Raw genomic sequence first — 12,632 nt, 5'->3', positions numbered from 1 at the left:
GTCACCGACATCAGCGGGGTGTGCAGTGCGTGGTGCACGTTGCCGATGACGTAGAAGCCGATGACGATCGCCAGGACGAACACCGTGAAGTGGCCCAGGAGCTCCCCCGGCGAGAAGGCCGTCACGAGGAACAGCGTGAGCGCTCCGGCGGCGACCAGGGCGTAGGAGGACCAGGCCGGGCGGGCGGTCTTCGCCGGGGTCTCGGAGGGGGCCGCGGCTTCCGGGGCCGGTGGGGCGGTGGGTGCGGCGGACACCTGGACCGGGGGCGGGGGCCAGGTCTTCTCGCCCTCGCGGACCACGGTCATCGACCGCTGCACCACGTCGTCGAAGTCGAGGACGAGCCGGCCGTCCTTGCCCGGGGTCAGCAGCTTCATCAGGTTGACGACGTTGGTGCCGTACAGCTGTGAGGCCTGGGCGGGGAGCCGGCCGGGCAGGTCGGTGTAGCCGATGATCGTCACGTCGTTGTCGGTGACGACGGCCTTCCCGGCGACCGTGCCCTCGACGTTGCCGCCCTGGGCCGCCGCCATGTCGACGATCACGCTGCCGGGCTTCATGCGCGCGACGTCCTCGGCGGTGATCAGCCGCGGCGCCGGGCGGCCCGGGATGAGCGCGGTGGTGATGATGATGTCGACGTCGGCGGCCTGCTCGGTGTAGAGCCGCGCGGCGAGCCGGTCGTAGTCCTCGGAGGTGGCCTTGGCGTAGCCGTCGGTGCTCACCTCCTGCTCGACGCCCACCGCCAGGAACTCCCCGCCCAGCGAGCGCACCTGCTCGGCGACCTCGGGCCGGGGGTCGGTGGCGCGGACCACGGCACCCAGGCTGCGGGCCGCGCCGATCGCGGCGAGCCCGGCCACGCCGGCCCCGGCCACCAGCACCTTGGCCGGGGGCACCTTGCCGGCGGCGGTCACCTGCCCGGTGAAGAACCGGCCGAAGGCGTGCGCGGCCTCCACCACCGCCCGGTAGCCGGCGATGTTCGCCATCGAGCTCAGCACGTCCAGGGACTGGGCGCGCGAGATGCGCGGCACCGCGTCCATGGCCAGCACGGTGATCGGCCGCCGAGCCAGCTCCTCGACCAGCTCCGGGTCGAGGGCCGGGCTGATCAGCGCGATCAGCGTCGCCCCCTCCCGCAGCCGGCCGGTCTCCTCGCTCGAGGGGGCGTTCACCTTGAGCACGATCTCCGCCTGCCACGGGTCGCCGAGTTGAGCGCCCGCCTCCTGGTAGGCCGTGTCGGAGAAGCGGGACGAGGCTCCCGCTCCCGGTTCGACCACCACGTCGTACCCGAGCGCGACAAGTCTCCCCACGGTGGCCGGCGTCGCCGCCACCCTGGTCTCGCCCGCAGTGGACTCGGCCGGTATGCCGATCCGCTGGGGTTGCGGTTCCGCTGGGACCATCGTGTGCCTCTCCCGTCGTTCGACTGCCTGTCCTCCTTGGTGCCCGCATCCTGCACGTTCGACGCGGCATCCGTGGCGGACCGCGGTCACATGGCCGAGGAGGCTGTCCTCACACCGCCGAGGGGTTGCCGAGAGAGCGTTTCGGGGGTATTGGTGTGACACCCGGGGCGGAAAGAGTCCTGTGATGCGACAGGGCGCGGCCGGGCGCAGACTGATGGCGTGAGCAGCACGCGCCCGGGGCGCGGCGAGGCCGCGCCCCCCTCCCGATCAGCACCGCAGCAGACTGTCGCGCTGGCGGCGATGATGTTCGCCGTCGCCATGACCTTCATCGACCAGACCATCGTGTCGATCGCGGCCCCGGACATCGTCCGCGAACTGGGACTGTCGTCCTCCGGGATGCAGTGGGTCGTCAACGCCTATCTGCTGGCCCTCGCGGCGTTCTTCGCCCTGGGCGGGCGGCTCGCGGACCTCTACGGGCCGCGCCGGATCGTCGTCATCGGCACGCTGGTGTTCGTCGTCTCCTCGGTGCTGTGCGGGTGTGTGCCCGCGGGCGGCGCCGCACAGGCCTGGCTGATCGTCTTCCGCGCCACCCAGGGGCTGGGGGCGGCACTGCTGTTCCCCGCGGCCCTGGCCGTGGTGGTCGCGGTGTTCCCGGTCGAGCGGCGCGGGCGGGCGCTCGCGCTGTTCTTCGGGGTCACCGGCGCGCTCACGGCCATCGGCCCGCTGCTGGGCGGCTGGCTCACGAACTGGACCTGGCGGTCGGTGTTCTGGGTCAACGTGCCCGTGGCGATCGTGGCGCTGGTTCTCACGGCCCTGGCGCACATCTCCGACCGGCGGCGCTCCGGCACCCTGGACGTCCCGGGTGCCGCCCTGATCGCGGCCGGCATGGGCCTGAGCGTGCTCGGTTTCCAGCAGGCCTGGTCCTGGGGCTGGGACAGCTGGGCGACCTGGGTCTGCATCGCGGGCGGCCTCGCGATCCTCGCCGGATTCGTCCGCTTCGAACGGAAGGTGGAGCATCCGCTGATCGACCTGCGGGTCTTCCGGGACAGGGCGTTCACCGTCGACGCGGCGGTGCTGTTCTTCGCGATGCTCGCCTTCGTCCCGCTGTTCTTCTTCACCTCCGTCTACGCCCAGGTGTCCCTGAGCGCCTCGCCGAACCAGGCGGCCCTGTTCCTGCTGTACTTCTTCGTCGGTTTCGCCCTCGCCTCGCAGTGGGGCGGCCGGATCCTCGACAAGAAGGGCGCCCGCCCGGCCCTGAAGCTGGGCACGGCCGTGGGCTGCGTCGGCTTCGCACTGTGGGCGAACAAGCTCACCGACCTGTCCATGCACGACCAGTGGCCCTACGCGGCCCTGGCCGGGGCCGGCATCGGCTTCGTCCTGGCACCGGCCTCCACGGACGCCGTCAACCGGGCCATCGGCGCCTCGTACGGCGAGGTCACCGGCATCACCCAGACCGTGCGCAACTACGCGGCGAGCGTGGGTCTGGCCCTCTACGGCACGATCCTCACCCACGTCACGACCGACAAGGTGGTGGGCACCCTGACGGCCAAGGGCATGTCCCCCGGGGACGCGGACACCGTGGCCCGCGACGTCACCGAGTCGATCAGCGGCAGCGGCGACTCCCGGCCGCCCACCGGCACCGGCCCCGCCGCCGAGGCGACCCGGGAGTCGATGTCCGCGATCCGCATGGACTTCGCCGAGGCCAACCAGTGGGTGTTCTACGGCATGGCCATCGCCCTGGGCATCGGCTACCTGTGCGCGCTGCGCCACCCGGGCGGCAAGGTGGACGCGAACGCGAAGGTGGAGGAACCGGCCGGGCAGGCCCGCTGACGCCGCGCGTCAGGTGAACGACGCGTCCGTGCGCTCCTGGATCCGCTCGGGCGTCAGGTCCTCGATCGTCTGGGAGATCATCCAGAGATGGCCGAACGGGTCGGCGAGACGGCCCCCGCGCTGCCCGTAGTGCTGGTCGGCGACGGGGTACACCACCGTCGCCCCGCCCCGCAGCATGGCCTCGGCCACGGCGTCGGCGTCGGACACGTCCAGGGCCATGATCACCGGGCTGCCGCCGAGGGACGCCGGCGCCGGGTCGACCTCGTCGGCGTCCTTGACGGCGATGACCGCGCCGCCGAGCCGCAGCAGGGCGTGCACGATCCTCCCGTCGGGGCCGGTGTACCGCTCGATCTCCTCGGCGCCGAGCGCGGCCCGGTAGAAGTCGATCGCCCGGGCGCCGTCTGGAACCACGAGCCGGGCGTAGAGCCGGTTGACGGTTTGCTGTACGGGTGTGTTCGTCATGCCTTCACCCTCGCCGGTGCCGGGGATCGTGGATTGTAGAAATCGGCAGGCCCGGGGCCGTTCACCCGTCCAGCGGAACGTGGTTGCGTTCGAGCGGGGAGCGCGGTGCGTACGCGGTCGGGGTGATCCCGGCCAGCGCGCGGAACTCGTGGATCAGGTGCGCCTGGTCGTGGTAGCCGCAGTCGGCGGCGAGCGCCGCCCAGTCCGGCGCCCCCGGCCCGGCGTTGACGCGGCCGAGGAGCCGCTGGAAGCGCCGCAGGCGGGCGTACCGCTTGGGCGCGAGTCCCAGCTGGTCGGTGCAGCGGCGGGCCAGCCGTCTGGCGGTCCAGCCCAGCCGGTCGGCGACCTCGGCGACGGGCGTGCCCCGGTCGAGCAGCGCGGCGGCGAGCCGGACCGCCGGGTCGGGCTCCAGGGGGCGTCGCGCCCGCGCCAGCAGGGCCGCCTCCAGCGCGCGCAGCCCGGCCCGCGGGCCTCCCACGGCCATGGCCTCCAGCAGCCGCTCGCGCAGCACCGCGCCGTCCGTGCCCCACAGCTCGTCGAGCCCGGCCAGTTCGTCGCGGACCGCGGAGACCGGAGCGGTGAGGAAGGGGTGGGCGCCCGCGGGCCGGAACGCCACCCAGACGACGGCCCGCTGCTGCGCCGGGTCGATCAGGGCCGGCCCCGTGTACGGCCCGTGCACGGCGGCGCCCCCGGTGCGCCGGACCGGGCCCCGCAGCGGGGAGGAGGACAGGGCGTCCGCGTCGAGGTTGACCAGCAGCTGCGTCCCGCCCGTCGGCAGGGCCAGCTCGGCGGTGTGCGCGAACCGCACCTCGGCATAACCCATCGCGCCGATCAGCGGCGCCAGGGCTCCTGCCGACGGCCGGACGGTGAGCGAGACCGGCGTCTGCTCCGCCGCAGGAGCCGGACAGGCCGGACCAGTCATCGGTCCAGCGTACGGCCGGGCGACGCCGGCCGGGAGCTACAGCGCCAGCCACACCGCCTGGTCCGGCTCCAGCCCCCCGCCCCCGACGGGGCCGCCGGCCAGCAGGAGCTCGGTGTGCGCGGGCAGCTCGTACGGCGCTCCGGAGAGGTTGACGACGCAGACGAAGCCCGGCTCGCGGCGGAAGGCCAGCACGCCCTCCGGGGTGTCCAGCCAGGTCATGCCGCCGTCACCGAGGGCGGGGTGGTCGCGGCGGATACGCAGGGCCGTGCGGTAGAGCTCCAGCATGGAGGCGGGGTCACCGGTCTGGGCCTCGACGCCGAGCCCCGCCCAGTCGTCCGGCTGCGGCAGCCAGGGCGCGGCGCCGGTGCCGAAGCCGTAGGGGGCCGCCGGGCCCGACCAGGGGATCGGGACGCGGCAGCCGTCACGGCCGCGGTCGGTGTGGCCGGAGCGTTCCCAGATCGGGTCCTGGAGGGCCGACTCGGGCAGGTCCTCGACCTCGGGCAGGCCGAGTTCCTCGCCCTGGTAGACGTAGGCGCCGCCGGGCAGGGCGAGCATCAGCAGGGCGGCGGCGCGGGCGCGCCGGGTGCCCAGGGCGGGATCGAGCGGGCCTTCGGGTTCGTAGCGGGTGTCGACCGTCCAGCCGCGCTGCGCGGTACGGCCGTAGCGGCTGGGGTGGCGCATGACGTCGTGGTTGGACAGGACCCAGGTGGCCGGTGCGCCCACCGCGCCGAGCATCGCGAGGGAGTCGTCGATGACGGCCCGCAGGTCCCCGGCGTCCAGGCGGCACATGAGGAAGTCGAAGTTGAAGGCGGTGTGCAGGCCGTCCGCCCGGACGTAGGCCGCGAGGCGCTCAGGGGTGTCCGCCCAAGCCTCGGCGACGAAGGAGCGGTCACCGGGGAACTCGTCGGCGACCTTGCGCCAGGACCGGTATATCTCGTGCACCTCGTCGCGGTCCCAGTGCGGGTGGTCGAGGTGCCGGCGCACCTCGTCGCGGCGGGCGAGCGGCCCCAGCACCGCCGGTTCCGCGCGCGGCGGCAGGTCGGGCAGGTCCGGGTGCTTGATCAGCCCGTGGGCGACATCGATACGGAAGCCGTCCACGCCCCGGGCGAACCAGAACCGCAGGATCGACTCGAACTCCTCCCGTACCTGCGGGTGCTGCCAGTTCAGGTCGGGCTGTTCCGGCGCGAACAGGTGCAGGTACCAGTCGCCGTCGGGCAGCCGGGTCCAGGCCGGGCCGCCGAAGCAGGACACCCAGTCGTTCGGGGGCTGCGCCCCGTCGGGGCCGCGGCCGGCGCGGAAGACGTAGCGCTCGCGCTCCGGGCTTCCGGGGCCGGCTTCCAGCGCCGCGCGGAACCAGGCGTGCCGGTCGGAGGTGTGGTTCGGGACGATGTCGGGGATCACCCGGATCCCCTGCGCGTGCGCCTCCTCGATGAGCCGCTCGGCGTCGGACAGCGTGCCGAACAGCGGGTCGATGTCCCGGTAGTCGGCCACGTCGTAACCGTGGTCGGCCATGGGCGACTTGTACCAGGGGTTGATCCAGATGGCGTCCACGCCCAGCGACTTCAGATACGGCAGGCGCGAGCGGAGTCCGGCGATGTCGCCGACGCCGTCGCCGTTGCCGTCGGCGAAACTGCGGATGTAGACCTGGTAGATGACGGCACTGCGCCACCAGGGTGCGGTGTGGGACACGGTGGATCCGGCTCCTCGGGTGTGAGGTGTCTACTTGGCCGAGCCTGCGGTGAGCCCGGCGACGATACGGCGCTGGAAGAGCAGCACCATGACCACCAGCGGGATGGTCACGACGATGCCCGCGGCCATCTGGCTGCCGAACGGCGTCTGGTAGGTCGTGGCGCCGGAGAACTTGGAGATGGCGACCGTGGCGGTCTGCATGGCGGGCTTGTTGGTCATCGACAGGGCGATGAGGAACTCGTTCCAGGCGGCGATGAACGTGATGATCGCGGTGGTGAAGATGCCCGGCGCCGCCAGCGGCACGATGACCCTGCGGAAGGCCTGGCCGCGGGTGCAGCCGTCCACCATCGCGGCCTGCTCCAGTTCGTCGGGCATCTGCCGGAAGAACGTGGTCAGGTTCCACACCGCGAGCGGCAGTGTGAAGGACATGCTGGGCACGATCATCGCCTGGTAGGTGTTGATCCAGCCGATGTCGGTGAACAGTTTCAGCAGCGGCACGACGATCGACACCACGGGGAACATCGACGTGGCGATGATCACGGTGAGGATCAGCCGCTTGAAGCGGAACTCCAGCCGGGCCATCGCGTACGCGGTGAAGGTGGCGAGGACCAGCGACAGCGCGGTGGTGACACCCGCGACGACCAGGCTGTTGAGGAGTGCCCTGGTGAACCCCTGTGCCGGGCCGAACACCGAGCGGTAGTTCGCGAAGGACACCGGGGACGGGAGCAGCGAGGTGCTGAAGATGTCGTTCGTGCTGCGCAGGCTGGAGACCAGCATCCAGTAGAACGGGGCCAGGCAGTAGGCCACCACCAGGGCGATGCCCAGATGGGGCAGCCACTGCCGCCACTTGGCGGTGAGGGTCATGCCGTCACCTCCCGTGCGCGGCGGCCCGGCGTTCCGGCGCCCCGGCTCCCGCTCCTCTTCCTCTTCTTCGTGCCGCCGGCGTCTCCGACGATGTCGGCGCCGAGCAGCCGTACGAAGGCGAGCGCGATGAGGAAGACGTAGAGGAAGAGCAGGACGGCGTAGGCGGAGGCCGGGCCGAAGCGGACGTTGGACGCCTCGTTCTGGGCGAGCATCGACAGGGTCTCCACGGAGCCCTTCTGCGAGCCGATGAGGATGTAGGGCAGGTCGAACATGCGCAGCGCGTCGAGGCAGCGGAACAGCACGGCCACCAGCAGGGCGGGCTTCACCAGGGGCAGGGTGATGCGCCGGAACTGCTGGAAGGCGCTCGCCCCGTCGAGCCGGGCCGCCTCGTAGACCTCTTTGGGGATGACCTGGAGGCCGGCCAGGACGAGGAGCCCGATGAAGGGAGCGGTCTTCCACACGTCGGCGATGACGACGGCGGCCTTGGCGGAGAAGCCGTCGGCGGTCCACAGCACTTGGTGGCCGAGGAGGACGTTGGCGATGCCGTCGGCGTTGAAGATCCACTTCCAGAGCAGTCCGGAGATGGCCGTCGGGATCGCCCAGGGCACCAGGATGCTCGCCCGGACCAGGCCGCGGCCCCGGAACGCCCGGTGCATGATCAGTGCCATGGCCACGCCGATCACCGTCTCCAGCGAGACCGTGACGCCGGTGAAGAAGGTGGTGTTCCAGAAGGCGTTCCAGAAGCGGTCGCCGGCCTGGGTGAAGATGTCGGTGTAGTTCTTCAGCCCGACGAACGGCTCGGTGTTGCTGATGAACCCGGTTCTGGGGTCCACGCCCTTGACCCCGTACAGGGACTCGTCGAGCGCCATGAGCGTCGGGTAGAGGACGACGATCGTGAGGACCAGCAGCGTCGGGGAGACGAGGAGGGCGGCCAGGCGGCCCGCGCCGGCGGTGGCCCGGGAGGGGCGTCGCGGGCGCGCGGAGGCGGGGGGCCGCCCGGGGCGGCGGGCGGCCGCCGTCCCGGGCCGGTGCGCGGTGGTGCCGGGCGGGATCGCGGTGTCGGCCATGAGCCAGGTCCTCACTGAGCCGTCAGCTTCTGCAGGTCCGCCTGCAGGTCCTTCAGCGCCTGTCCGCTGCTCTTCTTGCCGGTGAGGGCGGCGTAGACCTCGTTCTGGACGGCGGCCGTGACATCGCCGTACTGCACGACGCGGGGGCGGGGCACGGCCTTGGTGATGGACCGCTTGAGGTCGGGCAGGTACGGGAACTGCTTGTCCAGCGCGGCGTTGTCGTACAGGTCGGCGTAGGGCGAGGCGAGGGAGGCGTTCTTCAGGAAGTAGGTCGAGCTCTCCTCGCTGGTGAAGAACTTCATGAAGTCGAGCGCGGTGGCCTTGTTCTTGGCGAAGGACGACAGGGCCAGGTTGGAGCCGCCGAGGCTGGAGGCGCCGGGTCCGTTCAGGCCGGGCAGGGGTGCGACGGCGAACTTGCCCTTGACGGCGCTCTTCTGGGCCAGGGAGTACACGTAGGGCCAGTTGTTCAGGAAGACCAGCTTGCCGGACTGGAAGGCCTGCCGGCCGTCCTCCTCCTGGTAGGTGATGGCCTCCTTGGGGATCGTCCCGTCCTTGAAGGACTTGACGAGGAAGTCCAGGCCCTTCTTCGCCTGCGGGGTGTCGACGTCCGGCTTGCCGTCGGCGTCGACGATGCGGCCGCCGGCGGAGTTCACGGCCTCGGCGAAGTTCACGGTGAGGCCTTCGTACTTCTGGAACTGCCCGGCGTAGCAGGACATGTCCTTCGCCTCGGGGAGCTTCGTCACCTTGGCGCAGTCGGCGGTCATCTGCCCCCAGGTGGTGGGGGGCTCGGTGATGCCGGCCTTCTTGAGCAGGTCGGTGCGGTAGAACAGCAGGCCGCCGTTGGAGCTGGCGGGGACCGCGTACAGCTTGCCGCGGTACTGGCCGGTCTCCACGACCGGCTTGAGCATCCTGCCGAGCGGGAACCGGTCAGCGGGCAGCGGCTCGATCCACTGGTGGGCGGCGAACTCGGACGTCCACACGACGTCGGTGGCGAGCACCGTGTAGGCGTCGGACTTCGTCTCCGCGTTCTGGATCATCTGCTGACGCTGCGAGTCGGCGTCCGTCGGCAGTTGGATGAAGGTGACCTTCTCCTTGGGGTGCGCCTTGTTCCAGCGGTTGATGATGGTCTGGACGGTGCCGGTGGTGTCCTTGCCCGCGACGTAGGTGATGGGGCCGCGGCCCTTGAACGTGGCCGTCGCGGCCTGCGCCGAACCGCCCGAGCCGCCGCCGCTGCCGCCGGACGAGCCGCACGCGGTGAGGAGGAGCCCGGCGGCGGCGAGCGCTGCGGAACACTGAATCGCTCTGGCGGTGCTGGTCTTCACTGTCTCTCCTGGTCTGACGAACCGAAGTCGTGCTGTTCCCCCGGAATGCCTTTGGTCATGAGATTGCGTTGCCACGGCATTGAACTGCTAAAAACAGCAGCTCACAGCGGGTGGGAGGTGGCCCTCCGGGGCGACTTCGAACCTGTCGAGACAACGTTTGCACGCTAGAAGGCAGCCAACGGGAAGTCAATGCGGATCAACGTTGTAAGAAGGCAAGAATCCGGTGAGACAGCGCTGCCACCGACGGCCGTCCGGTGCGGTGTCGGCGTGTTAGCGTTCGGCGCATGCCACCAGGTCAGCGGCACCCCACGATGGCTGACGTCGCGGAGCGGGCCGGGGTGTCCACCTCCACCGTCTCGCGCACCCTGCGCGGCCTGTCCACCGTCTCCCCCGAGGTCCGCGCCCGGGTCGAACAGGCCGCCCGGGAGCTGGACTTCGCGGTGTCCCGGCATGCCGAAGAGCCTCGTGACGGGCCGGACCCGCAATGTGGCGGTGCTCGTGCCCACACTCGGTTCGTGGTTCATGGGCACGGCCCTGTCGGGCCTGGCCCGCGTCCTGCGGGCGGCCGGCATGGAACTGACGGTGTATGTGATCCCCGGTCTGGCCGAGCGCACCGCGTTCTTCGAGCATCTCCCGGCCCGGCGCAACGCGGACGCGCTGCTGGTGTTCTCCTTCGACCTCACCGCCGGGGAGACGGCCCGGCTGGACGACCTCGCCATGCCGGTCGTCCACGTCAGCCAGCACGTCGACGGACGCCCCAGCGTGTACGTCGACGACGTGGCAGGTGCCCTGCACGGCACCCGGCATCTGCTGAACCTCGGCCACCGCCGGATCGCCTACGTGCGGACGGTGGGTGCCCGCGGGTTCTCCTTCAGTTCGCAGGAGCGGCTGGTCGGGTACCGGCAGGCGCTGGCCGAGGCCGGCCTGCCCCTCGACGACGACCTGGTGGTCGCCACTCCGGCGGGCGACAAGCGGGGTGCGGCCGAGGCGGTCGGGCGGCTGCTCGGGCTGCGGGAGCCGCCCACCGCGGTCTTCGCCGAGCAGGACGAGGTGGCCGTCGCCGTGATCTGGACGCTGCGCGCGACGCGGATCGAGGTGCCCGGGCAGATGTCGGTCGTGGGCTTCGACGACCAGCCGGTCGCGCAGTGGTTCGATCTGACCACGGTGGCCCAGTCGCCGGCGTTGATCGGCCGCCGGGCCGGTGAACTGGCCCTGTCACTCATCGACGACCCGGGCGGGGGCCGTGAGCGGCACCTCGTGCTGCCGACCCATGTCATCCCCCGGACCACCACCGCCCCGCCTCCCGCCCCACGGGCCGGTCCCGAGCCGCACCTGCCCCCGGACTGACGGCTGCCAGGGCGGCTCGGCGGGGGCCCGCGGCCGGGTCACCGGCCTCGGCGTACGCGTCCTCACGGGGAGCCCGCTTCCCCGGCCGGCCGCCCCCGGACCGAGGCGCTCGCCGTACTCGTGCGTCTCGCCTGCGCGAACCGTTGACGACGGTAAGAGCCGCCCTTATCTTCTGACCACTTCATGGTCGAATTCACGAACTACGTTCGACATGTCGGACAGGGCTGACTCGTTCCCACCCCCCGATCATCCGCTGGAGAACCCCCTTGAGACGCATAGCCGTTCGGCTGCTCCTGGCTTCCCTGATGGCCTTCGCGACCTGCCTGGCATCGGCGCCCGCCCGGGCCGCCGTGCCCGACTCCCCCGCCGTCACCTACACCAATCCGATCGCGGAGCAGCGGGCCGACCCGCACATCTTCAAGCACACCGACGGCTACTACTACTTCACCGCGAGCGTTCCCGAGTACGACCGCATCGTGCTGCGCCGGGCGACCACCATCCAGGGTCTGAAGTCGGCGCCGGAGACCACCATCTGGACGAAGCACACCAGCGGTGTGATGGGCGCCCACATCTGGGCACCGGAGATCCACTTCATCGACGGCAAGTGGTACGTGTACTTCGCCGCGGGTGCCACCGACGACGTGTGGGCGATCCGGATGTACGTTCTGGAGGGCACCGGCGCCAACCCGCTCACCGCCACCTGGACGGAGAAGGGCCAGATCAAGACCCAGTGGGAGAGCTTCTCGCTCGACGCCACGACTTTCGTCGTGGGTGGCGTGCGCTACCTGGCCTGGGCGCAGCGCGACCCGTCCGTGAACAACAACACCGACGTCTACCTGGCGAAGATGGCCAACCCCTGGACGATCACCGGCACTCCGGTGATGCTGACGCGGCCCACCTACTCCTGGGAGACCGTCGGCTACAAGGTCAACGAGGGCCCGGCCGTGATCCAGCGCGGCGGCAAGATCTTCATGACGTACTCCGCGAGCGCCACCGACGCCAACTACTGCCTGGGCATGCTCACCGCCTCCGCGAGCGCCGACCTGCTCAGCCCGGCGTCCTGGAGCAAGAGCCCCGTCCCGGTGTTCGCCAGCAGCGCCGCGACCGGCCAGTACGGCCCGGGCCACAACTCCTTCACGGTCTCCGAGGACGGCAGGAGCGACATCCTCGTCTACCACGACCGCAGCTACAGGGACATCACCGGCGACCCCCTCTACGATCCCAACCGGCGTACCCGCGTGCAGAAGGTGTACTGGAACGCCGACGGCACCCCGAACTTCGGCATCCCCGTGGCCGACGGGGTCACCCCGCAACGCTTCTCCTCGTACAACTTCCCGGACCGGTTCGTCAGGCACTACGACTACCGGGCGCGGATCGAGGCGAACGTCACCAAGCTCGCCGACTCCCAGTTCCGCGTCGTGCCGGGCCTCGCCGGCAGCGGCACGGTCTCACTGGAGTCGGTCAACTTCCCCGGCTACTACCTGCGGCACGAGAACTTCCAGGTGTGGCTGCGGAAGAACGACGGCAGCGCGCAGTTCGCGTCCGACGCGACCTTCCGGCAGCGCGCCGGACTCGCGGACCCGGCCGGCGTGTCGTACGAGTCGTACAACTACCCCGGGCGATACGTCCGCCACTGGGAGTACCTGCTGAACGTGCAGGCGGTGAGCACCGCCACCGACCGGGCGGACGCCACCTTCTACGCCCAGTGACGGCACGGCATATGAGCGTAATGCCCTGAATG

The 12,632-nt window shown here is 71.0% G+C and carries 10 protein-coding genes and 1 pseudogene; 4 read left to right on the top strand and 7 right to left on the bottom strand.

Features of this window, described 5'->3' with window-relative positions; all coding sequences use genetic code 11:
• A partial coding sequence (locus tag ACFY9S_RS18795; protein ID WP_391129561.1) for a Re/Si-specific NAD(P)(+) transhydrogenase subunit alpha occupies positions 1-1,388 on the bottom strand: 1,388 nt, incomplete at its 3' end.
• A gap of 300 nt (positions 1,389-1,688) precedes the next feature.
• Here ACFY9S_RS18795 and ACFY9S_RS18790 point away from each other — a divergent pair.
• Complete coding sequence (locus ACFY9S_RS18790; RefSeq protein WP_391129604.1) at positions 1,689-3,218, top strand: MFS transporter; 1,530 nt, start codon at positions 1,689-1,691, stop codon at positions 3,216-3,218.
• 9 nt (positions 3,219-3,227) lie between these two features.
• Here ACFY9S_RS18790 and ACFY9S_RS18785 read toward each other — a convergent pair whose 3' ends face one another.
• From ACFY9S_RS18785 to ACFY9S_RS18760, 6 genes are all read right to left on the bottom strand, one after another.
• On the bottom strand, positions 3,228-3,680 hold the full coding sequence (locus ACFY9S_RS18785) for a VOC family protein (protein WP_391129559.1): 453 nt from the start codon (positions 3,678-3,680) through the stop codon (positions 3,228-3,230).
• A gap of 61 nt (positions 3,681-3,741) precedes the next feature.
• Positions 3,742-4,602, bottom strand: a complete 861-nt coding sequence (locus tag ACFY9S_RS18780) for a helix-turn-helix domain-containing protein (RefSeq protein WP_391129556.1) — start codon at positions 4,600-4,602, stop codon at positions 3,742-3,744.
• A 36-nt stretch (positions 4,603-4,638) separates the two neighbouring features.
• The gene (locus ACFY9S_RS18775; RefSeq protein ID WP_391129553.1) at positions 4,639-6,291 is read right to left on the bottom strand and encodes an alpha-amylase family glycosyl hydrolase; all 1,653 of its coding nucleotides are present in this window, start codon (positions 6,289-6,291) and stop codon (positions 4,639-4,641) included.
• Between the two features lie 30 nt (positions 6,292-6,321).
• Positions 6,322-7,155, bottom strand: coding sequence for a carbohydrate ABC transporter permease (locus ACFY9S_RS18770; protein WP_102912761.1), 834 nt, complete (start codon positions 7,153-7,155; stop codon positions 6,322-6,324).
• A complete protein-coding gene (locus tag ACFY9S_RS18765; RefSeq protein WP_391129549.1) occupies positions 7,152-8,222 on the bottom strand; it encodes an ABC transporter permease subunit in 1,071 nt (356 codons plus the stop codon). Before ACFY9S_RS18765 ends, ACFY9S_RS18770 begins: the two co-directional genes overlap by 4 nt.
• An 11-nt stretch (positions 8,223-8,233) precedes the next feature.
• Positions 8,234-9,544, bottom strand: coding sequence for an extracellular solute-binding protein (locus tag ACFY9S_RS18760; protein WP_391129546.1), 1,311 nt, complete (start codon positions 9,542-9,544; stop codon positions 8,234-8,236).
• A gap of 284 nt (positions 9,545-9,828) precedes the next feature.
• Here ACFY9S_RS18760 and ACFY9S_RS18755 point away from each other — a divergent pair.
• From ACFY9S_RS18755 to ACFY9S_RS18745, 3 genes and pseudogenes are all read left to right on the top strand, one after another.
• Positions 9,829-9,924, top strand: a pseudogene (locus tag ACFY9S_RS18755) (LacI family DNA-binding transcriptional regulator); the annotation flags it as partial.
• 70 nt (positions 9,925-9,994) lie between these two features.
• Positions 9,995-10,891, top strand: coding sequence for a substrate-binding domain-containing protein (locus ACFY9S_RS18750; RefSeq protein ID WP_391129543.1), 897 nt, complete (start codon positions 9,995-9,997; stop codon positions 10,889-10,891).
• Positions 10,892-11,157: 266 nt separating this feature from the next.
• Positions 11,158-12,600 (top strand): family 43 glycosylhydrolase, encoded by a 1,443-nt coding sequence (locus ACFY9S_RS18745; protein ID WP_391129540.1) that lies wholly within the window; start codon positions 11,158-11,160, stop codon positions 12,598-12,600.
• The last annotated feature ends 32 nt before the right edge of the window (positions 12,601-12,632 follow it).

The sequence above is a fragment of the Streptomyces sp. NPDC012474 genome (genome assembly GCF_042955185.1).
Taxonomy (GTDB): Bacteria; Actinomycetota; Actinomycetes; order Streptomycetales; family Streptomycetaceae; genus Streptomyces; species Streptomyces cahuitamycinicus.
This window is presented reverse-complemented; position numbering and strand designations above follow the sequence as displayed.